A 22,768-nucleotide genomic window follows, 5' to 3' on the forward strand; every position below is an offset into this window, starting at 1 on the left:
TTGAGTCTTCGATGATGGAACCGAGCGCTCGTCTCGTACGGCTTTCTCCCAGGCAGCTGGCCGACATCCGCCGGCGCGCCGGCGACTTCACCGACCGGACCATCGCGCGGGCCTGCGCCCTCGGGCTCTCGTACTGGGCGACGGGCCGGAGCCCCGACGGACTCGACCTCACCCCCGGCACCCTGTTCGCCGACGTGCTCGGCTGGGTCGACAACGGCGGCGGCGGAGCGAGCGGCCGGCACGCCGGAGAGGACGGCCGGAGCGTGCCGCTGCCGCAGGGCGTCGCACCGGACGACGCACGTCTCGCACTGGACGACCTGGCCGACTTCCCGGACCGGCCCATCGGGACCATCGGCCCGTCCACCGCGGCGCAGCGGCGCCGCCGGCTGGCCGAGTGGAACGACACCCGGGCCGACCGGGTCCGCCCGACCCTGGTGGAGATGTTCCGGGAGCAGGCGCGGACCAGACCGGACGCCGTCGCCGTGGTCGACGAGCACCGGACGCTGACCTACCGCCAGGCCGACGAGCTCTCCGGCCAGTTGGCCCACCACCTCGTCGCACGCGGACTCACCGCCGAACAGGTCGTCGGCATCTCCCTGGAACGCTCCGCCGACATGGTGATCGGCCTCCTCGGCGTGCTCCGGGCCGGCTGTGCCTTCGTGCCGCTCGACCCGCACTGGCCCGCCGCGCGCCGGGCCGTCGTCGTCGAGGACGCCCGAGTCGTGCTCCAGCTCAGCGCCTCCGGCGAGCACGCGGCGGGGGAGCCGGAGGCCGTGGCCGTCGACCTCGGTGACTGGCGGTTCGGTTCCCGGCCGTCCGCGGGGGGCGAGGTCGCCGTCCCCGGCGACGCCCTGGCCTACGTGATCTTCACCTCCGGCTCGACCGGACGCCCCAAGGGCGCGATGATCCGGCACGAAGCGATCAGCGAGCGGCTGCTGTGGCAGGTCCACGAGATCCTGGGGTTCGGCCACGACGACGCCTCGCTCTTCAAGGCGCCGCTGTCCTTCGACATCTCCGTCAACGAGATCTTCCTGCCGCTGGTGTCCGGTGCCCGGCTGGTGGTCCTGCGCCCCGGTGGCGAACGCGACCCGCACCACCTGCTGAGCGTGATAGCCGAGCAGCGCGTCACCTTCACGTACCTGGTGTCGTCCATGCTGGACGTGCTGCTGGAGATCGCGGGCGACTCCGGGCGCCTCGACAGCCTGCGGCACGTCTGGTGCGGCGGCGAGGTGCTCACCCCCGAGCTGTACGAACGGTTCCGCACCCGGCTCGACATCCCCATGTACCACGGCTACGGCCCCGCGGAGACGACCATCGGCGTCTCGCACGTGATCTACCGGGGCGCGGCCGAACGCCTGTCCACGTCGATCGGCAAGGCCAACCCCAACACCCAGTTGTACGTCCTGGACGACGAACTGCGCCCGGTCCCGGTCGGCGTCGGCGGCGAACTCTACGTCGGCGGGTTCCTCCTGGGGCGCGGATACGTGAACGCACCCGCCCTGACGGCCTCCCGGTTCGTGGCGAACCCCTTCGCCGACGACGGGTCCCGGCTGTACCGGACCGGCGACCTCGCGCGCTTCGCCCCCGACGGTTCGCTGGACTTCCTCGGCCGGGCCGACAACCAGGTCAAGATCCGCGGGATGCGGCTGGAGATCGAGGACGTCGAGGTCGGCCTCGCCGAGCACCCCGGAGTGCGGCACACCTGCGTCGTCGCGAAGAGGAACAGCGCCGGCGGCACCTACCTGGTGGGGTACGTGATCCCGGCCGCCGGGCACGAAGACCTGCGGGCGGCCGACGTCAAGGCGTGGGCCGGCACGCACCTGGTGGAGTACATGGTGCCCGCCCACATCGTCGTGATGACACGGTTCCCGCTCACCGCGAACGGCAAGCTGGACCGCCACGCGCTGCCCGAACCCGAGCTCGCGACGGCCTCGATCGTCCCGCCCACCACCGAGAACGAGCGCGCGGTGTGCACGGCGGTCGCGACCCTGCTCCGGCTGGAGGCGGTCGGTGTCGACCAGGACTTCTTCCAGCTCGGCGGAGACAGCATCCTCGCCATCTCGCTGCTGAGCGCCCTGCGCGACGCGGGGCTCCACGTCACGGCACGGCAGATCTTCACCCACAGCACCGTGGGCGCACTGGCGGCGGTGGCTGCCCGGGAGGACACGGCCGTCGTGGACCACCACGACGTCGCCACCGGCTCCGTCGTCGCCTCGCCCATCGTGCAGTGGCTCGGCGAGACCACGGACGCGATCGACGGCTTCGTGCAGTCGGTCGTGCTGAACACCCCCGCGGAGCTGACTCCCGCGGCTCTCGACGAGATCCTCGCCGCCCTGGTCGGCCACCACGCCATGCTCCGCGCCGAGCTGGTGCGCGGGGAGCGCTGGAGCTTCACCGTCCCGGAGGCGCACCGGTCCGCCGCGCCGTGGCAGGAGAGCGACCTGCCCCTCGACGCGTGCGTCGCGCTCGCCACCGACGGACTGGACCCGGAGAGCGGTGTGATGCTGCGGGCCGTCTGGCGTCGGGCGGCACGGCAACTGGTCGTGGTCGTCCACCACGTGGTGATCGACGGCGTGTCCTGGCGGGTCCTCATGGAGGACCTGGCCACGGCGTGGCGGCAGCTCTCCTCGGGCGCCCCGATCGAACTGCCCGCCGTGGGCACGTCGTTCCGGCGCTGGACCCGGTTGCTGGAGCATGCGGCCTTCGACGCGGACAGCGCCTACTACCGGCGCCCCCTGCCGGGAGCGGACCTGCCCCTGGGCAGGCGGCCCCTCACCGAGGCGGACACCGTGGCACGGGAACGGACCCGGACCGTGTCGGTCGGCCCCGAGGTCACGGCCGCCCTGCTGGGCGAGACACCCGCGAAGTTCCACGCCGGCGTCAACGACGTGCTGCTGACCGCCCTGGCCGTCGCCCTCGCCCGTCGGCGCCGCGACCTCGGGCAGGACCAGACCTTCGCGCACGTCGAACTCGAAGGACACGGCCGGGAGGGGCGGTTCGTGGCGCCCTCCGCCGGCTTCGAGCCGGAGCTGTCCCGGACCGTGGGCTGGTTCACCACCCTCTTCCCGGTGACCGTGGACCCCGGCGCGGCCCCCGACCCCACGGCACCCGCGTACCTGGCCGCCGCGCTCAAGGCGGTCAAGGAGGACCTCGCCCGGGTGCCGCACAACGGCGTCTCCTACGGGGCCCTGCGGTACCTCGGCCACGCCGAGTTCCAGGCACCCGCGCCCCAGGTCCTGTTCAACTACCTGGGCCGCTTCGACGCGGGCGGCTCGGAGGACTGGAAGCTCGCCCGGGCCACGGGCCAGTTGGGCGAGAGGCGCGACCCGCGGATGCGCCTGCCCCGGGCCCTGGAGTTCAACGCGATCGCCGAACCCGCCGCCGACGGCGCGTACGAGCTCGTGACCACCGTCTCCTGGCCCGACGGCGTGTTCACCGACGAGGACGTCACGGCACTCGGCGCCTACTACGAGGAGGCCCTCACCGGGCTGGCCGCGCTCGACGCGGGCGGTCACTCACCCAGCGACTTCCGCCCGCTGTCCCTCACCCAGGCCGACGTCGACGCCCTGGACGGGCCGGCGCTGCGGGACGTCCTCCCGCTGACCCCGCTGCAGGAGGGCCTCTACTTCCACTCGGTCTACGACGACGACTCGGCCGGCAGCTACGTCGAGCAGCAGCTGCTGACCCTGGACGGTGAGGTGGACGCCGGCCGGCTCGCGACGGCGGCCACCCGGTTGCTCACCCTCCACCCGAACCTGGCCGCACGGTTCGTGGCCCTCGCCGACGGCCGGGTGGTCTCCGTCCTGGACGGCGGCGTCGAAGCGCCCTTCACCACCCTGGACCGCCCCGGCATCACCGACGACGAGATCCGCGCGCACGCCGAACGGGACCGCCGCGCCGGCTTCGACCTGGCCACCGGCCCACTGATGCGGTACACCCTCATCCGCGGGGGCCCCGGCAGGAACGTCCTGGTGCAGACCGTGCACCACATCATCGCCGACGGCTGGTCGGTGATGCCGATGCTCCGCACGCTGCTCGCCGAGTACCACGTGCCGGGGTCCGTGCACCCGCTCGGCGGCTTTCCCGCCTACGTCCGCCTGCTCGCCGCACGCGGCGACGACGCGAGCGAGCGCGTGTGGCGCACCCAGCTGGCCGGCCTGCCGGGCCCTTCGCTGGTCGCCGAGGGGCACACGCCGTCCGACCGTTTCGCCGACACCGCCGTGGAACCGGCGGACGACATCGACGCGGCCGTCCGGTCGGCCGGCGTGCCGCTGAGCGTGGCCGTGCACAGCGCGTGGGCGGTGACGCTGGGCGGCATCCTGCACGGCACGGACGTGGTGTTCGGGTCCACGGTGTCCGGGCGCGACGCGGAGGTGCCCGGCATCGAGGACATGGTGGGACTGTTCATCAACACGATCCCCCTGCGCGCCCGGTGGACCGGCGACACCACGGCGCGCGAGCTGCTCGCCTCGGTCAGGGAGCACCAGAGCGCGGTACTGCCGCACCAGCACGTCTCACTGGCCGGCCTCACCCGCCTGGCCGGCCCCGGCCCCCTCTTCGACACGCTGGTGGTCTTCGACGTCGCGGCCGACGTGCGCGGCCTCCGGCGGCCGGACGACACCCTCGTCGTCACCGGCATCACGAACGAGGGCGCTCCGCACTACCCGTTGACACTGGTGGCCGAACGCACCTCCGACGGCCGGCCGCGCTTCCAACTGATCCACGACGGGGCGCTGCTGACGCACAAGGGCGCCGAGGCGATCCTGCGCACCTTCACCCGCGCCCTCACCGGCCTGCTCACCCGGCCGGACGCCCTGGTCGGCGAGCTGACGCTCCCGGAGCCCCGTAACCCCGAGCGGATCGTCCCGACGACCCTGGGCGGACTCTTCGACACCGCCGCCCGACGCGACCCGGCCGCCCCCGCCGTCACCTGGTGCGCACTCGACGGCGGCACACGGTCCCTGACCTACGGTGAACTGGCACGGGAGAAGAACGGACTCGCCTCGCTCCTGCGCGCGGCGGGTGTCGGGCCGGGCGCCCGGGTCGCCGTGGCCGTCCCGCGCTCCGTCGAGCAGGTCGTCGCCCTGGTCGGCGTCGTCAGCGCGGGAGGCGCCTACGTACCGCTGGACCTCGCGTACCCCGACGAACGGCTGCGGTACATCCTCACCGACGCCGCTCCGCAGGTCGTTCTCGTGACTCCCGAGCACCGCGACCGCTTCACCCGGCTGCTCTCCCGGGCGGACCTGCCGACGGCCCGCGTCCTGGTGCTGGGCGACGAGTCACCACCGGCCGACCCGGGACCGGAGCGCGGGCCCGCCGGCCACGACCCCGCCTACGTGATCTACACCTCCGGATCGACCGGCAGGCCCAAGGGCGTCGTCGTCCCCCACTCCAGCGTGGTGACGCTGCTCGCGAACACCGGCCCCGACATGGGGTTCGGCCCGGACGACGTGTGGGTCCAGTTCCACTCCTTCTCCTTCGACTTCGCGGTCTGGGAGCTGTGGGGCGCCCTGGCACACGGCGGTGAGCTGCTCGTCCCGGAGTACGGTCTGACGCGCTCCCCGGTCGACTTCCACCGACTGGTCCGGGAACGCGGCGTGACCGTGCTCAACCAGACGCCGTCCGCGTTCTACCAGTTCGTCGAGGCCGACCGGCACGCCGGCGAGCCGCTCCCCGCACTGCGTCTGATCGTCTTCGGCGGCGAGGCCCTGGACCCCGGACGACTGCGCGACTGGGTCCGGCGGCACGGCGTCCACGCGCCCGAGCTGGTCAACATGTACGGCATCACCGAGACCACCGTCCATGTCACGCACCGGGTGCTGACGGCCGAGGACCTCGCCCCCGGCGTCGACGTCAGCCCGATCGGCGCTCCGCTGCCCGGACTGGTGACCTACCTGCTCGACGACCGGCTCCGGCCGGTACCGCCCGGGCGGGAGGGCGCCATCTACGTCGCCGGTGACCAGGTGTCACTCGGCTACCTCGGCCGGCCGGCGCTCACGGCGGGCCGGTTCGTGGCGAACCCGTTCACCGGCGACGGCACCCGCATGTACCACACGGGCGACCTCGCGCGCCGCACGCTCGACGGCGAGCTGCGGTTCACCGGCCGGGCCGACGACCAGGTGCAGCTCAAGGGCTTCCGCATCGAACTCGGCGAGGTCGAGGCCGCGATCAGGGAGCTCGACGGCGTGGTCGACGTGGCCGTGACCGTCGCGGACGGCGGCGACCATCTCGTCGCGCACCTCGTCGGCGAGGTGCCCGCCGACCTCACCGCCCTGCTGTCCGAGAAGCTCCCCGCGCACATGGTCCCGCGCCGGACACTGCCCCTCGACGTGCTGCCGCTCACGGTCAACGGCAAGCTGGACCGCAAGGCCCTGGCCGAGCGCGTCACCCCGGAGCCCGGGGACGCGAGGGCCCCCGAGCCGGGAGCGGTGACCCACCCCCCGAGCGGCGCTCCCCACCGGCCCGCCGGCGCCGGAGCACGGACCCCCGGGGACGGCACCGTCGCGGCGCGGGGCACGGCGCGTCCGGACGACGCGGCTCTCGCCGGCCTCATCGGCATCTACGCCGACACGCTGCCCGGCGCCGCCGTGGACGCCGACACCGACTTCTTCCGCGCCGGGGGCGACAGCATCGTCGCCATCACGGTGATCAACCGGGCCAGGGCGCTCGGCCTGCCGGTCACCCCACGGGACGTCTTCCTGCTCAGGACCCCGCGCGCCCTCGCCGAGCACGTGTCGGCGAGCACCCCGCCGGCCGCGGCCACCCCACCCGCCCGCCACGAGGACGGCCCGCTGCCGCCGACCCCGATCATCCTGCGCCAGCGGGAACTGGGCGGCTCACTCACCCGCTTCGCGCAGGCCAGGGCGGTGCGGGCACCCGAGGGCACCGGCTTCACCGACGCCGAGCGTGCCGCGCACGCCGTCGTGGCCGCGCATCCGGCCCTCCGCCTGCGGCTGAGCGTGGACCACGGGGTGTGGTCGCTGCGCACCGAGCCCGCCCGCGAGGTCACCGTCGCCCGGAGCGATGCCACCGACGCGACCGCGGTGGCCGACGACGCCGCCGGCCGGCTCGACGCCGAAGCCGGGAACGTCATCGCGTTCGCCTGGCTGGACGCCACCCGGACCCTGGTCGTCACCGCGCACCACCTCGCCGTCGACGCCGTGTCCTGGCTCATCCTGCTGGACGACCTGGCCACCGCCCTGCGCGGGGCGCCCCTGGCGCCGCCGACGACGTCCTACACCGAGTACGCGCAAGCACTGACCCACCGGTCCACCCACCCGACCGGCGAACTGGGTCACTGGCTCTCCACCCTCCGGGCGCCCGCGCTGCTCCCCGCGGTCGGGGGAGTGCGCGAGACCACGGTCGTGCTCGCGTCCGACACGAGCGAGCGCGTGACGCGCACCGCGCCCGCCGCGCTCGGCGTCGGCCTCACCGAGCTGCTGTGCGGCGCCCTGCGCACCGCGCTGACGCACATCCAGGCGGCGCCCACCGACCTCGCCGTCGACCTGGAGCGGCACGGCCGGGTCCCGGCCCTCGACCACCACGACTACACCCGCACGGTCGGCTGGTTCACCTCCATCGCACCGGTACGGCTCACCGCGCACACCGACCCCGTGGCGGCGGCGCGCGAGGTCGCCGACCGCCAACCGGACGAACACGCCCACGTCGCCTACGGCCTGCTCAGGTACCTCAACCCGCAGACCGCCCCGCTCCTGCGAGCACGTCCCCAGGTGCTGTTCAACTACCTCGGGAGAGGCAGCGAGTCCCAGGCACTCCGCCTCACCGGCGGTGACCAGGGCAGCCCGTACGCGGTCGAGGTCAACGCCTGGACCGACGACGCCACCGGCAGCCTGCACGCGGTCTTCACCCTCGCCGACGGCGTTCCCGACGAGATCACCGCGCACTGGCGCGACGCACTCGAACGCGTGGCGGACGCCTCCGTGACGGCCGAGCGCACGGCGCCGGTCACCGCGCTCCAGCGGGGCCTGTTCTTCCAGGCGCAGCTGACGGGTCCGGCCGGACACTACGTCGCGCAGAGCTGGTTCACCTTCGACCGGCGCCTGGACACCGGCGCGCTGGCCGAGGCGATGACCCACGTCCTCGCACGCCACCCGGGCGTGGGCGCCGGTTTCACCACCGACGCGGACGGAAACCCCGTCCAGGTGCTCGCGGCGGGCCGGCGGGTCGACGTCCGTACGGTCGCGGCGGCGACGGACGAGGAGGCCGAGGCCCTGCGGGCCCGGGACCGGGCCACCGGGTTCGACCCGGGCGAGCCGCCCCTGATCCGGCTGACCGTGGTCCACCTGCCCGGCGACCGCGACGGGCTGCTGCTCAGCTACCACCTGCTGCTGTGGGACGGCTGGTCGCGCGAGATCGTCCTGCGGGACCTGTTCGGCGCCTACGAGGCCGTCCTCGCCGGCGAGTCACCGGCCCCGGTCCCGGCCGTGCCGAGCTTCGAGGACCATGCCCGGGTGCTCGCCGCCAAGGACACCGCGGCATCGGAACGCTTCTGGGCGGAGCACCTGACCGGTCTGTCCGGTCCGACGCTGCTCGCCGGGCCGGCGCCGTCCCTCTCGGACGACCTGCCGCGGGCGCTGGTCCACACCCTCTCCGCCGAACGGTCCGAGCTCCTGCGGGAGGCGGCCAGGACGCACGGGGTCACCCTGAACACGGTGCTGACCGGCGCGTTCGGCCTCCTCCTGGGAGCCCGGACCGGCCGCGGTGACGCCGTGTTCGGCGTGACCGTCTCCGGCCGGGAGGGCGCGGGGCTCTCCGGCATCGTCGGCGTCCTGCTCAACACCGTGCCCCAGTGGACGCGGGCCCGGCCGGGGGACACCGTCCGGGAGTACCTGACGGCCGTGCAGGCGGCCCGGGTCGAGGCGATGGACCACGAGCACCTGGGGCTCGGCGAGATCCAACGGGCCGGCGGACACGGCACCTTGTTCGACAACCTCTTCGTCCTGCAGAACTTCCTGGACCTGGACGCCTTCGCCGAGATGAACGCCAGGCACGGCATCACCTCGGTGCGGGCCGACGACTCGACCCACTATCCGTTCACCTGGGTCGTCACGCCCGGCGACCGGCTCACCGTGAAGCTGGAGTACCGCGACGACGACACCGGGCGGGCCCGGTGCCTCCTCGACGACTACCTGCGCGTACTCGACGATCTGGCCGGGGCGACCGGACCGGTCGGCGCGCTGCGCGGCCTCGGACCGCTGCCCGTACCCGCCGAGCGCACCGACGTCGGCACGGACACCGTCGTCGACCGGTTCGACCGGGCGGCGGACCGCGATCCGGAGCGGGTGGCCCTCGTCGCCCACGGCGCGACCATGACCTTCGCCGAACTGCGGGACCGCAGCCGCGCGGTGGCGGGCGTGCTCGCCCGGCGCGGCATCGGCCCGGAGACGGCCGTGGGCCTCGCGATCCCCCGGTCCCTCGACTCGATCGTGGCGTTGTTCGCCGTGCTGCGCACCGGTGCCGCGTACGTGCCGCTGGAGCTGGACCACCCGGACGAGCGGATCGCCGCGATCGTCGCGGACGCCCGCCCGGCCGTGACCCTCACCGTGAGCGCGGTGGCGCCCCGGCTGACCGGCGACCTGATCGAGCTGGACCGTCCGCTGCCGGCGGCCGAGCCGCTCGTGACGTTCGCGCCCGACGACCCGCACCGGCTCCGGCACCCGGCGTACACCATCTACACCTCGGGGTCGACCGGGAAGCCCAAGGGCGTGGTGACCGAGTACGCCGGACTCACCAACATGCTGGTCAACCACCAGCGCCGCATCTTCGAACCGGTGCTGGCCGAACACGGCCACCGGGTCTTCCGCGTCGCGCACACCGTGTCCTTCGCCTTCGACATGTCGTGGGAGGAACTGCTGTGGCTCGCCGACGGCCACGAGGTGCACATCTGCGACGAGGAACTCCGCCGGGACGCGCCCGCACTGGTCGAGTACTGCCTCGCGCACGGCATCGACGTCATCAACGTGACCCCGACCTACGCGCAGCAACTCCTCGGCGAGGGACTGCTCGACGATCCGGGACGGCGGCCCGCGCTCGTGCTGCTGGGCGGCGAGGCCGTCACCCCGACGCTGTGGCGGCGGCTCGCCGAGACCGAGGGAACGGTCGGCTACAACCTCTACGGACCCACCGAGTACACCATCAACACCCTGGGCGTCGGCACCTTCGAGTGCCAGGACCCGGTGGTGGGGGTGGCGATCGACAACACGGACGTGTACGTGCTGGACCCGTGGCTGCGGCCGCTGCCGGACGGCGTCCCCGGCGAGCTGTACGTGTCGGGCATCGGCATCGCGCGGGGCTACCTCGGACAGCCGGCCCAGACCGCGCACCGCTTCGTGGCCTGCCCGTTCGGCGAACCCGGCGCGCGCATGTACCGCACCGGGGACCTGGTGGCCCGCCGCTCCGACGGCAACCTGACGTACCTCGGCCGCACCGACCAGCAGGTCAAGATCCGCGGGCACCGGGTCGAACTCGGCGAGGTCGAGGCCGTGTTCGCGGCGCACTCCGCGGTGCGGTTCGCCGCCGCGGTGGCCCAGCCCGACCCGCAGGTCGACGGCGCGTACCGGCTGGCCGCCTACCTGGTGCTGGACGGCGCCGACCTGGCCGAGGTGGCCGCCGAAGTGGGCGCCGCGCTGCCGGACTTCCTGCGCCCGACGCACTACGCCCGGGTCGACGGCATCCCGTTGACCGTGAACGGCAAGGCCGACACCAGGGCGCTGCCCGAGGCCAAGCCGCTGGGAGCGCTGACCACGGCGGAGGAGCGCGGCCCGGCGACCGGGACGGAGACCGTGGTGTGCGAGTTCTTCGCCGAGGCCCTGGACCTGGACGACGACGAGGTGAGCGCGGTGAGCGACTTCGTGGCCCTGGGGGGCCACTCCATGCTGGCGGTGCGGCTGGCCGGGCTGCTCCGCCGCGAGTACGGTCCAGTGATCACGATCCGCGATCTGTTCACCCTGCGAACCCCGGAAGCGATTGCCCGTCACCTCGATGAGAACTCCTGACACGCAGCGGACCCGCGCCGGGTCCGACATCCTGCGGACCGCGCTGCGTCGCAACATCGGCGCCATGACCTCGGGCACCGTGCTGATGGGCCTCTACCAGGCCGGTGAGACCGCCTTCCCCATCGCGCTCGGCCTGATCGTCGAACACACCATGCGGGACCGGAGCCCCGGCTCGCTCGGCCTGGCGATCGCCGCCCTGGCCGTGATCATCACGACCGTTTCGCTGTCGTGGCGGTTCGGGATGCGCATCCTGCAGAAGGCCAACACCACCGAGGCGCACCGATGGCGGGTGCGGGTCGCGGGGTGCGGGCTCCAGCCGGTGGCCAGGGACGTGGACCTCAAGTCCGGTGAGGTGCTGACCATCGCCACCGAGGACGCCGACCAGACCGCCGACATCATCGAGGTGGTGCCGCTGCTGATCAGTTCACTGGTCGCGGTGCTGATCGCGGCGCTGGCACTGGGCCTGGCCGACCTCCGGCTCGGCGCGCTCGTGATCGTGGGGACCGTCGCGATCCTGTCCGTGCTGAGCGTGATGTCCAAGCGGATCGGCTCCAGCACCCGTGAACAGCAGGCACGGGTGGCACGGGCGGGAGCCAAGGTAGCCGACCTCATCATCGGGCTGCGGCCGCTGCACGGTTTCGGCGGCAACCACGCGGCGTTCCGGTCCTACCGGAAGGTCAGCACGGAGGCGAAGCGGCAGGCGGTCACCGTCGCCCGGGTGAACGGAGCGTACGCGGGCACCGCGCTGGCCCTCAACGCGGTGCTCGCCGCCGCCGTGACCCTGACGGCCGGCGTGCTGGCGTTCGAGGGGCGGATCAACATCGGGGAACTCGTCATGGCCGTGGGGCTCGCGCAGTTCATCATGGAACCGCTCAGGCTGTTCTCCGAGATGCCGAAGTACGTGATGATCGCGCGCGCCTCCGCCGAGCGGATGGCGCTCGTCCTGGCCGCGCCCCCGGTGACGGCCCCGGGGGCCGAGCAGCCGGCCTCCGGCGGGGACCTGGAGGTCGACTGCGTGCGCCACGGGGCGCTGCGGAACGTGAAGTTCACGGTGGCCGCCGGCGAGTTCGTCGCGATCGCCGCCTACCAGCCGCGGGCGGCGGCCGACCTCGCCGCGGTCCTCGCCCTGAACGTCCCGCCCGACGCGTACGAGGGCGCGGTGCGGGTCGGCGGCCGGGACCTGGCGGACCTGTCGATCGGGGCGGCCCGCGAGCTGATGCTGGTCAACCCGTACGACGGGGAGATCTTCGCGGGCACCCTGCGCAGCAACATCGACCCGTCGAACACCAGCCGGACGGTCCCGGAGGCCGTCGAGGCGTCCATGCTGACCGACGTCGTCGCCCTGCACCGGGAAGGGCTGGACTACGCGGTCCGCGACCGCGGCGCCAACCTCTCCGGCGGACAGCGCCAGCGCCTGTCCCTCGCCCGTGCCCTCGCCGCGGACGCCGACGTCCTGGTCCTGCGCGATCCGACCACGGCCGTCGACGCGGTGACCGAGCAGCTCATCGCGCGCAACGTCGCGAAGCTGCGCCGGGGCCGCACCACCCTCGTGATCACCAGCAGTCCGGCCCTCCTGGACGCCGCCGACCGGGTCCTCGTACTGGACGAGGGCGTCATCACCGCCGAGGACACGCATCGCAACCTGCTCGCCACCGACCACGACTATCGCCTGGCGGTCACCCGGTGACCGCGCGCCTCTTCCGGCCCGTGAGGTGTGCCACCTGATTGCAGTCGTTTGCGGTGTTTGCGATGGCCCCCCTGGGAAAGGGGCTCTGTGGTCACCGGTGGCGACATACCGGTGCGAAGCGTGTGGAAATACGAGAACCAAGGAGGTTTCGATGTCCTCGAAGCGACGTCGCAAGAAGAAGGCCCGCCGCAAGAACGGCGCGAATCACGGCAGCCGTCCGCAGAGCTGAGACGGCCCGGGGAACCGGGTGGGCGGCCGACGCCGCCCACCCGCGCCCGCTGCCGGCCCTCGGGTCACTTCCGGGCCGAGCGCCGGCGCAACCAGAGGGGAAGGGCGTACCAGGACAGTACGAACCACAGCATCACCACCCCCGTGAGGACTTCGGCCAGCACACCGGGCACGACGACGTGCAGGATGAGCAGGAGTGTGCAGCCGATCGTCAACGCCAACAGCACCATGCCGCACATCATGAGGCGGTGCGCGATCTCCACCATCTCGTCCTTCATGCGCTGCCCGGACAGGAAGCGGTGGAGGGAGACCGGTGCTATCAGCGAAGCCGTGGCCGACGCCCCGAGGACCACCGTGATGACGTAGACCACGTGGTCGAAGGTGTCGAGGGACCGGAAGAGGGGCGTGAAGGCGACGCTCAGCAGGAAGCCGAAGAGGATCTGCACCCCTGTCTGTGCTACGCGCGTCTCCTGCATGATCTCGTTCCATCTTCGGTTGACACGCTCGCGCGGCGTCTCGGGTGGTTCGAGCTCGTCGGCGGAGGCACGGCCGTCACATGCGTCGCATCGACCGGCCCGTGCCTCGTCGGTCGGTTCGGCGGTAGTGGTCATGTTCACCCTCCTGGTTCGGACCGTTCATCTGCCCGTTCACGGCGGGAGCATGCACAGGACCGCGCACGTCGGAGCGGGTGCCCGCACGCCGTCGACGTCCCTCCTCGTGGCGTGCGCACGCCTCCGGTACCGAGCGGGACGACGTCCGTTCCCGGGGTGCGGGGGATCAGTCGTTCGACGCGGCGGGCTCGACGGCCGGGGCACCGGCAGGGAGGCCGAGCGCCCAGCCGACGTCCCGGAGCAGGGCATGGCGCCAGCCCGCCCGGTCGTGGTCCGACGCCGACCGCGAGATCCGTACGGTCGCCCCGGCCCGCTCGGTCAGGGACTCCACCAGGTCGCAGTGGGGGAGCATCCGGCGTTCGTGCTCCCCCACGTCGAACGCGACCCGCAGAGCGGACAGGTCGGGCCGCTCCCGCAGCCGCGCGGCCAAGGCGCCGCCGACCGGACCGGCCAAGGGGTCGGCCCGGTCGGCGGCGTCGGGTGTCCACCAGAACGACGCCGACTGGCAGGCGACGCGGGTCACCAGACCGGGGAACTCCAGGGCCGCGTACAACGCGCTCAGCCCGCCGAGGCTCTGTCCCGCGACCACCATCCGGTCCGCGTCGGCGCGCACGCCGCTCTCCGCCACCAGGGGCAGCAGTTCCTCCTCGACCGCCTCCCACAGTTCTGGCCGGCACCCGAACTCGGCCGTCCGGTCCCCGGCCGGCAGGAAGACGAGGGTGACCGGAGGCATCTCACCTCCCGCCACGGCCGACTCGAACGCCGTCATCGCCGGGTGCAGGTACAGCCAGTCGTCCCCGTCCAGCAACAGGACCAGCGGTCCGCCGCCGCCCACCGGATGGACCCGCACGGTGCGTCGCCCACCGAGCCGTCGGCTGGCCCAGCGGAACCGGGCGCGGGGGAGGGGGAGGACCCCGGCGGCGTCGACGAGGGGCCAGTGCGGCTGGGCCGGCGCGTCCGGGGTGGCGGCGATGGACCGTTCGCCGCCGGCACCGGCCGGGTTGAGGGGATCGGCGTACGCCGAGTCGCCGACGAGGAACTGGTACGTCACCCGCAGCCGTGCGGGCATGCGCACTCGCGCGTACCAGCAGTCCGTGTCGCCCCACCGCCGCAGGGGAACCGGCGCCGACCAGCTCTCGAAGACGACCGTCGCCGCCTCGCTCCCGCGCCGCAGGAAAAGGGTCACCCAGCCGTCGCCGTCGGGCCGTGAGACCGGTGCCCTCGCCGTCGCCCAGAACGCGTCGGTGCCGGGCGTGCCGGACAGGCCGAACACCGCGAAGTCGTCCCCCACCAGCCTCATGAACGTCTCCTTGTGGAGCGAAGAGCGAGAAGGCTAAGCTCAACTCGGATTAGGGCAGCCTAACTTAACGTGTCGGGAGGTACCGCGGAATGAGCACCAACCCCTTCGATGACACCGAGGGCCGTTTCCTCGTCCTGGTGAACGACGAGGGCCAGCACTCGCTCTGGCCCTCCTTCGCGGAGGTGCCCGGAGGGTGGACGGTCGCCTTCGAGGAGAACACCCGGGACGCCTGCCTGGAGTACGTCGAGGCCAACTGGACGGACCTGCGCCCGCGTTCCCTCGCCGAGGCCATGGACGCCTGAGGTCCGACGCCCTGCACCGGACTGACCAACGCCCGCGCCGCGGGGCCCCCGTCGCCGGGGCGGGTGAGGTTTAAATCCCTTGGTGCTCGCTGCGCGCCTGTGGTGGGATGAGGTCAACGGGGGCGGCTCCCCGGCGTGCATCCTTCTCATCCTCTCGAAAAGACTCGCGCGCCCACTCTCCGTCCCCGTTTCCCACTGTCCAGGGTCGTCGTGGAGGGTTTCCCTGTTGCTCGCTGCCGAGTCCGTACTGCTGCGCCGTGTCCAGACCGCGTACGTCGACGGGGCGTCCCCGGCCGGTGGCGGAAGTGGCCCGGCGATGCGCCGACTCGAGGCCGAACTGCTCGGCCGCGGTCACGTCCTGTCCGCCCGACTGCACGCGGCACTCGGCTCCCTGGCCCTCGACGAACTGGCCGCCGCGCACACCCGCCTGGTGGGGCTGGCCGACGACCTGCTCGGCTCCGACCGCACCCACACCCCGCTCTTCCGCCGCTTCCCCCGCACCGTGCCGCGCGACACCGAGGCGCTGTACGTGGACCGGGTGTTCGCCTTCCTGCTGCAACAGCCGCAGCACCCCTGCGTGCTGTGCGGCGAGGCGCGCACCGTGCACCCCGTCTCGCCGTGCGCACACCTGGTGTGCCGGCTGTGCTGGGACGGCGCCGACTACGCGGGCTGCCCCGTGTGCCACCGCCGGATCGACGCGGACGACCCCTTCCTGCGGCCGGTCCGCGCCGTCGGGGCCGCGAAGGCGCCCGTGCCCGGCCCGTTGCGGCTGCTGCGGCTGGGCACCGACCGGGCCGCCGACGCCACCGACGTGGTGGACGCCCTGCTGGCCCGTCGTACGCCCCTCTCCCCGCAGGACCGGGACGACCTGCTGACCCTGCTGCCCCTCACACCGGCAGGCCGGGGGGAACTGCCCGAGGACATCCCGGTCCGGGAGACCAAGGCACTCGTGCTGGGGGCGCTCGTACGGGAGGCGGCGGACGGCGTTCCGGTAGGGAAGCTGCTCGCCGAGCGGCTCACCACCGCCACCGACGTGTTGCGGCTGCTCGCCGTGCTCTCCGACGGCGACGCCGGGCTGGTGACGCCGACCCGTTTCACGAACCCGTCGCGCCCGCTGCGCCGCGAACTGCTCGCGATCCTCGACGGCTTGCCGACGGCGTACCTCGTGGAGGACGTGCTGCGCCACCCGACGGCATGGAAGCGGGCCGCGGAGGTCCTGCACCCCTTCGAGCGGCACACCCGGCACCCGCGTGCCGCCCTCGCCGTCGCGGTGCTCCGCGGCACCCCCGTCGACCCCGGCACCCCCTTCGGCGCCGCCCTGCTCGGCACGGCCGCCGCGCACCCCGACGCCGTCCGGGTGGACGGCGGCCGGATCCGCCCCGCGACCTGGGCCGGACGCCTGGAGCAGGCGGTGGCCGAGGGCGACGTCGGCCGGGCCGCGGCCCTCGCGGGGGAGCGCCCCGGCGAACTCGTGCGCCGACTCGACCGGTTGCTGTGTCTGCACACCGGCGACGCCCTCGAAGCGGAACTGGAGAAGGCCCTCCGGCGCGGACTGCCCAAGGTGGGCCCGGGGCCGCTGCTGTCGGCCCTCGGGGCGCTGCGGGTGCGCACCGAGGATCGCACCGGCGGCCGGCGCGTGTTCTTCCCGCGCGGGGACGTGACCCGAGCCCTGACCGTCGCGGAGCGCCGGGCCCCCCTGCCCGCCGGGCTGGTGTCGGCGGCGGTCGCGTCCCTGGAGGGGGAGGTGCTGCGCCGCTTCGCCGCCGGGCCGCCGTACGAACTCTCGGTGCTGGACCCGGGCCTGGCCGACGTCACCGTGCCCTTCACCGAGCGGAGCGCCGCGAAGGCACTGGTCGCGCTGGGCCGGGGCAGCGCGCAGCCGCTTCCCGGCGGCGCGCTGCTCCGGTTGTTCCTGCACTGGACCGAACCGCGGGGCAACCGTACGGACCTCGACCTCTCCGTCGCCTTCTTCGACGCGGCGTGGGAGTTCACCGGGCTGTGCGACTACACGAACCTGGTGCACGGGGTGGACGCCGCGGTCCACTCCGGCGACCTCACCTCGGCACCGGCACCGCGGGGCGCCACCGAGTACGTGGATCTGGATCTGGAACGGCTGGCCCGGCGGGGGGACGTCTACGCCGTCCCTCTGGTCTTCAGCTTCAACAACGTGCCGTTCGAGGAGTTGCCGGACGCCTTCGCGGGGTTCATGGCCCTGCCCGCAGGCGGCCCGCGGGACGCGTCGTACGACCCGCGCACGGTGCGTCAGCGCTTCGACCTGGCGGGCGACTCGCGGGTGTGCCTGCCGATGATCGTGGACCTGGGCCGCCGCCGGACGCTGTGGACCGACATCCATCTGCCGTCCGCGAGCGGTTTCCAGAGCGTCGGCTCGCACGGCGGGGGCGAGCTGGCGACGGTGGCCCGGAACGTGTGGGAGCAGTTCACCTCCGGCGGCCGGGCCACCCTGTGGGACCTCGCGGTGTGGCGGGCGGCGGCGCGTTCCTCCGAGGTCGCCGTGACGTGCCGAGGGCCGGAACCCGCGCTGCTGAGGTACCTCCGGCGGCCGGAGGAGACCCTCCAGGGGTTCGCCGCCAGAGTGGCGTCCACGGAGGACGGCGATGCGTGTCTCCCGCACTCCGACCCTGACGAGGCGGCGGCCCGACTGGCCGCCGGCAAGCGGGTGTTCCTCGCGACGGTCCACGGGGACATCGGCCCGGACCGGGCTTCGGGCACGCTGTACCGCGTGTTCCCGGGGCCGGGCGACGCCTCGGAGGCCCTGAGCCGCGTGACCGCCGGCGACATGGTCGCCGAGTTGGGGTGAAGCGGTACCGGACCGTCCACCGAGGGCACACCGACTGCGCCGTCCACGGCGGCAACACCGGCTACGCCGCCAGCGCCGAGGGGGCCGACGGCACCGGCGACCTCACACGGCGATCGCCCGGACGGTCGACAGGTCCTCCCCGGTGAGTTGCGCGACGCGGTGGGCCGGCACGCCGGCCGCCAACGCGCGGACGAGCAGGGCCTCGCGGCCGTCCGCGCAGGTGCGGTAGGCGAGCAGCTCGTCCTCAAGACGGGCGACGCTCTCCGGAGCGGCCTGGTGGCGTACCCGGCTCAGCTCCTCCTCGCTCAGCGGTACGGGCAGTCGCTCCGCGCCCTCGGGGACGGCGGCCGTGTCCTCCGGCGGCACCAGACGGAGTCCGGCGGACGAGGCGCCGACGCCCTGCGCGTCCAGCCAGGCACGCACGGCGGGGGTCTCCATGCAGGCCAGATCACCGACCGCCGCGGGAGGCACCCCGAGCGTCACGGCCGTGCCGTCCAGCAGAACGAGGTAGGCGTCGTCGGTCATCCTCGGTTCCTCCCGGGAGAAGGTCATGTCCTGACTGCCTCCCCTCTACCCGCCTTCGGCGGGCTCACGGGTGGGCCGACCGGCGACTTTCCCCGGCACGTCAGCCCGGTGTGAAGCGCACCGGCGTCCCGGCCACCGCCTGGGCCGCCGCCGCCAGCGCGGGCTCCGCGACGACCGCGACGACCGGGTAGCCGCCGGTCGTCGGATGGTCGTGGAGGAAGATCACCGGACGTCCGTCCGGCGGGACCTGTACGGCGCCCAGGACCATGCCCTCACTGGGCAGTTCTCCCGTCGACGCGCGCTCCAGCGCCGGCCCCTCGGTCCGCAGCCCGATGCGGTTGCTGTGCGGGGAGACGCGGTACGTGGCCGAGGTGAGGGTGCGCAGGGCGGCCGGGGAGAACCAGTCGGCGCGCGGGCCCGGACGTACCGGAAGGACCAGTTCGGTGGGCGGCGCCGGCCAGGGGGCGGCGGAGGGAAGTGCCACCGGCCGTGCGGGCAGGCCCAGCGGGACGACGTCCCCGTCCCGCAGGGGATCCGGTCCGAGCCCCGAGAGCAGGTCCGTCGAGCGGCTGCCCAGCACGGGTTCGACGGCGATTCCTCCCGCCACCGCCACGTACGAGCGCACGCCCGCGCTCGCCGTTCCCACGTCGAGGATCGCCCCGGCCGGCACCCGCACCGGAGCTCCCCAGGCCGCGGGCCGTCCGTCCACGGTGACGGGGCAGGGAGCACCGCCCACCACGGCGGTGACGGCACGGTCGGGCCGGAGGGCGCAGCCGGTGAGGGTGGTCTCCAGGACGGCGGCGTCGGGGTGGTTGCCGAGCAGCCGGTTGGCGAGCCGCATCGCCGGAGCGTCGAGGGCGCCGGAGCGGGGCACGCCCAGGTGGGCGTGGCCCCGCCGGCCCGCGTCCTGCACCGTGGTGAGCGCGCCGCAGCGCACGGCCGTGAGCTTGGCGGTCATCCCGTGGCCCCCGCGGCAACGCCGTCCGCCGGGACGAAGCGCACCCGCGTCCCCGGGGTGAGCAGCGCCGCCCGCTCCCGTCCGGTGTCCCACAGCCGTCCCGGGTCCGGCATGGCGCCGATCAGCTGCCAGCCGCCCGGCGTGGAGCGCGGGTAGACCGCGCTGTAGGGCCCGGCGAGTGCGACCGCGCCGGCCGGCACCCTGGTCCTGGGCGTGGTCCGGCGGGGGACGTGCAGCTCTTCGGGCAGTCCCGTGAGGTAACCGAAGCCGGGCGCGAACCCGCAGAACGCGACGCGGTACGTGCGGGACATGTGCAGTGCGGCGACGTCGTCGGGAGCGACCCCCCATCGGTCCGCCACGTCCGCCAGGTCCGGGCCGTCGTAGCGTACGGCGATCTCCACGACGTCGCCTTCGTCCTCGTCCCCCGGCCGCACCTTCCAGCCGGAGAGCTCGCGGGCCAGCGCTTCCGGGTCCGCCGCGCCGTCCACCAGCACGGTGCGCGCCCCCGGCACGATCTCCTCCACGGGCGGCAGGGCCCCGGCGGCGCGGCGACGGAGCAGCTCGGCGTGGAAGGCCGCGGTGTGCTCGGCGTCGGGCAGTTCGACCAGGAGCGCGCGGTGGCCGGCGGGACGCGTCGTGACCGTCCGGCTCCCGGTCATGCGAACGCCCCGATCCCGGCCCCGGACGCCTCCAGCGCCTCGCGCACCCGGGCCGCGATCCTGGCCGCGTTCGGAGTGTCGCCGTGCACACACAGCGAGCGGGCGGCGACCGCGACGGTCGTGCCGTCCGCGGCCTCGACCGTGCCGTCCACCGCTATCGCGAGCGCGCGCCGCACCACCGCGTCCTCGTCGGTCACCACGGAGCCCGCCTCGCGCCGGGGGACGAGGGTGCCCCGTGCCGTGTAGGCGCGGTCCGCGAAGGCCTCGGGCACACCGGTGAGGCCGGCGTCCCGGGCGGCGGCGAGCAGCCGGGAGCCGGGCAGTCCGAGCACCGGCAGGGCGCCACCGGCGAGCCGCACACCGGCCACGACCGCCTCTGCCTGCTCGGCGTCGTGGACGGTGCGGTTGTAGAGCGCGCCGTGCGGTTTCACGTAGGCGACCTCGGCACCGGCGGCCTCGGCGAACACCCTGAGCGCCCCGATCTGGTACGCCACCTCGGCCGTCAGCTCGTCGGGGGGCACCTCCATCGCCCGCCGTCCGAAGCCCGCCAGGTCGCGGTAGGACACCTGCGCCCCGATCCGCACCCCGCGCTCGGCGGCGAGCCGGCAGACGCGGCGCATCACCGACGGGTCGCCCGCGTGGAAACCGCAGGCGACATTGGCGCTGGTGACGACGGAGAGCAGGGCGTCGTCGTCGGTGAGGGTCCAGCGGCCGAAGCCTTCACCGAGATCTGCGTTGAGGTCGATCACCCTCCGAACGTAGACGATTGTTGAACGATCCGACAAGATGTGGTCGGCCGGACGTGGCGGCGCGGACCTCGCAGAATCCACCTCTTGTTAGATCGTTGAACGATCGCTAGTGTCCGTGCATCTGCCACGTATCCGGGGTTAGGGTCCGGGGGCCATGAAGTTCCGGCTCCGCGACTCCCGGATCCGTGCTCTGCCCCCTCATGCCTGAAGAAGGCCACCGAATGATCGTTCTTCTCGGTGTGGTCGTGGTGATCCTCGGATTCGTCACGCGCCGCAACCCCGTCCTCGTGGTGGGCGTCGCCGGTATCGTCACCGGACTGCTCGGCAGGATGAGCCCGCTGGAGGTCCTCGCGGCCTTCGGCCGGTCCTTCGCCGACAGCCGTTCGGTCACCGTCTACGCCATCGTGCTCCCGGTGATCGGCCTGCTGGAGCGCTACGGCCTGCGCGAGCAGGCCCGTAACCTCATCGGCCGCCTGGGCAAGCTCAGCGCCGGCCGGTTCCTCACGGTCTACCTGCTGGTCCGCCAGGTCACCGCGGCCTTCGGTCTCAACAGCATCGGCGGCCCGGCGCAGACCGTGCGGCCCCTGGTGGCACCCATGGCCGAGGCCGCCGCGGAACGCTCCACGGGGGCGAAGCTGCCCGACCGCCTGCGCGAGAAGGTGCGGTCCTACTCCGCGTCCGCCGACACCGTGGGCGTCTTCTTCGGCGAGGACTGCTTCATCGCCATCGGCTCCATCCTGCTGATCACCGGCTTCGTGAACTCCACGTACCACCAGGAGATCGAACCGACCCAGCTGGCCCTGTGGGCGATCCCGCTCGCGGTCTGCGCCTTCGTCATCCACGGTGCCCGGCTGCTGGTCATGGACAGGCAGCTGGAGCGCGAGATGGCCCTCGCCGCCGCCGAGCACGAGCTGCCGCTTCCCGAGGGGGCCGACAAGTGATCAAAGTCGAATGGCTCTACTGGCTGATAGGCCTCGTCTTCGTGGTCATGGCCTTCCAGATGGCCGCCGACCGCAGCAACCCCAAGCGCTGGACCTCCGCCGCGTTCTGGGGACTGCTCGGACTCACCTTCCCCTACGGCACCGGAGTCGCCAACGCCACGGCCGGCAACGGCGGCTGGACCCTGCCCGCCGAACCGCTCGGCGTCGCGGTCCTCGCCCTGATCGTGCTCGCCGGGTTCAACTTCCTCGGCAAGGGCGTCCCGGTCACCACCACCGACGCGCAGCGCGAGGCCGCGGCCACCCGGCTCGGCAGCAAGATCTTCATCCCGGCGCTGACCATCCCGCTCGTGGCCATCGTCTGCGCCTCCGTCCTGGACGAGTCCGGACTGTTCGAGACGGGCAAGGCCACCCTGCTGGGCCTCGGCCTCGGCTGCATCGCGGCCCTCGTCGTCGGCATGCTGGTCACCGGCGAGAAGAAGGTCTCCGTACCGATCCAGTCCGGCCGCTCCATGCTGGAGGCGATGGGCTCCGCCCTGCTGCTGCCCCAGCTCCTGGCCGTCCTCGGCTCGATCTTCGCCGCCGCCGGGGTGGGCACCCAGGTGGGGGACATCGTGAACGGGGTGCTGCCGGACGACTCCCGGTACCTGGCCGTCATCGCGTACTGCGTCGGCATGTTCCTGTTCACCGTCATCATGGGCAACGCCTTCGCCGCGTTCCCCGTCATGACCGCGGCGATCGGCTGGCCCGTCCTCATCCAGCAGATGCACGCCAACGAGCCCGCCGTCCTCGCGATCGGCATGCTCGCCGGTTTCGCCGGCACGCTCTGCACGCCGATGGCCGCCAACTTCAACATCGTCCCGGCCACCCTGCTCGAGCTCAAGGACCAGTACGGGCCGATCAAGGCGCAGCTGCCGACGGGCATCGCGCTCCTGGGATGCTGCACCGTCATCATGGCGCTCTTCGCCTTCTGAGAGA

At 73.3% G+C, this 22,768-nt stretch carries 13 protein-coding genes; 7 read left to right on the plus strand and 6 right to left on the minus strand.

All coding sequences use genetic code 11. From position 1 onward, the window contains the following. Positions 1-11 precede the first annotated feature (11 nt). The 3 genes from SAM23877_RS33410 to SAM23877_RS42205 all read left to right on the plus strand — a co-directional run bounded on the left by SAM23877_RS33410 (position 12) and on the right by SAM23877_RS42205 (position 12,931). On the plus strand, positions 12-11,015 hold the full coding sequence (locus SAM23877_RS33410) for a non-ribosomal peptide synthetase (protein ID WP_053141338.1): 11,004 nt from the start codon (positions 12-14) through the stop codon (positions 11,013-11,015). Continuing rightward, the gene (locus tag SAM23877_RS33415; RefSeq protein ID WP_053141340.1) at positions 11,002-12,702 is read left to right on the plus strand and encodes an ABC transporter transmembrane domain-containing protein; all 1,701 of its coding nucleotides are present in this window, start codon (positions 11,002-11,004) and stop codon (positions 12,700-12,702) included. The genes SAM23877_RS33410 and SAM23877_RS33415 overlap by 14 nt, the downstream gene beginning before the upstream one ends. Before the next feature lie 151 nt (positions 12,703-12,853). Next, a complete protein-coding gene (locus tag SAM23877_RS42205) occupies positions 12,854-12,931 on the plus strand; it encodes a 50S ribosomal protein bL37 (RefSeq protein WP_370443954.1) in 78 nt (25 codons plus the stop codon). Positions 12,932-12,995: 64 nt separating this feature from the next. Here the strand turns inward: SAM23877_RS42205 and SAM23877_RS33420 are convergent, their stop codons facing one another. Next, positions 12,996-13,541: a DUF6328 family protein gene (locus SAM23877_RS33420; RefSeq protein WP_053141342.1), complete on the minus strand. Its 546-nt coding sequence runs from the start codon at positions 13,539-13,541 to the stop codon at positions 12,996-12,998. A 166-nt stretch (positions 13,542-13,707) separates the two neighbouring features. After that, positions 13,708-14,841, minus strand: coding sequence for an alpha/beta hydrolase-fold protein (locus SAM23877_RS33425; RefSeq protein WP_053141344.1), 1,134 nt, complete (start codon positions 14,839-14,841; stop codon positions 13,708-13,710). Positions 14,842-14,930: 89 nt separating this feature from the next. On the opposite strand from SAM23877_RS33425, the gene SAM23877_RS33430 reads away from it, so the two are divergent. Continuing rightward, on the plus strand, positions 14,931-15,143 hold the full coding sequence (locus SAM23877_RS33430) for an MbtH family protein (protein ID WP_053141346.1): 213 nt from the start codon (positions 14,931-14,933) through the stop codon (positions 15,141-15,143). Positions 15,144-15,369: 226 nt separating this feature from the next. Next, positions 15,370-17,961: an MXAN_6230/SCO0854 family RING domain-containing protein gene (locus SAM23877_RS33435; RefSeq protein WP_053141347.1), complete on the plus strand. Its 2,592-nt coding sequence runs from the start codon at positions 15,370-15,372 to the stop codon at positions 17,959-17,961. A 102-nt stretch (positions 17,962-18,063) separates the two neighbouring features. Here the strand turns inward: SAM23877_RS33435 and SAM23877_RS33440 are convergent, their stop codons facing one another. From SAM23877_RS33440 to SAM23877_RS33455, 4 genes are all read right to left on the minus strand, one after another. Continuing rightward, positions 18,064-18,486, minus strand: a complete 423-nt coding sequence (locus SAM23877_RS33440; protein WP_053143111.1) for a DUF6003 family protein — start codon at positions 18,484-18,486, stop codon at positions 18,064-18,066. Between the two features lie 100 nt (positions 18,487-18,586). Continuing rightward, complete coding sequence (locus tag SAM23877_RS33445) at positions 18,587-19,444, minus strand: 5-oxoprolinase subunit C family protein (protein ID WP_053141349.1); 858 nt, start codon at positions 19,442-19,444, stop codon at positions 18,587-18,589. Next, positions 19,441-20,103 (minus strand): 5-oxoprolinase subunit B family protein, encoded by a 663-nt coding sequence (locus tag SAM23877_RS33450; RefSeq protein ID WP_053141351.1) that lies wholly within the window; start codon positions 20,101-20,103, stop codon positions 19,441-19,443. Before SAM23877_RS33450 ends, SAM23877_RS33445 begins: the two co-directional genes overlap by 4 nt. Beyond that, entirely contained in the window at positions 20,100-20,852 is a 753-nt protein-coding gene (locus tag SAM23877_RS33455) for a LamB/YcsF family protein (protein ID WP_053141353.1), read from the minus strand. The genes SAM23877_RS33450 and SAM23877_RS33455 overlap by 4 nt, the downstream gene beginning before the upstream one ends. A 221-nt stretch (positions 20,853-21,073) precedes the next feature. Between SAM23877_RS33455 and SAM23877_RS33460 the strand changes: the two genes are divergently transcribed. Both SAM23877_RS33460 and SAM23877_RS33465 read left to right on the plus strand, forming a co-directional pair. Further along, positions 21,074-21,793, plus strand: a complete 720-nt coding sequence (locus SAM23877_RS33460) for a DUF969 domain-containing protein (RefSeq protein ID WP_053141355.1) — start codon at positions 21,074-21,076, stop codon at positions 21,791-21,793. Next, on the plus strand, positions 21,790-22,764 hold the full coding sequence (locus SAM23877_RS33465) for a DUF979 domain-containing protein (protein WP_053141358.1): 975 nt from the start codon (positions 21,790-21,792) through the stop codon (positions 22,762-22,764). Before SAM23877_RS33460 ends, SAM23877_RS33465 begins: the two co-directional genes overlap by 4 nt. The last annotated feature ends 4 nt before the right edge of the window (positions 22,765-22,768 follow it).

This window comes from Streptomyces ambofaciens ATCC 23877, from assembly GCF_001267885.1.
In the GTDB taxonomy this organism is placed as follows: Bacteria; Actinomycetota; Actinomycetes; order Streptomycetales; family Streptomycetaceae; genus Streptomyces; species Streptomyces ambofaciens.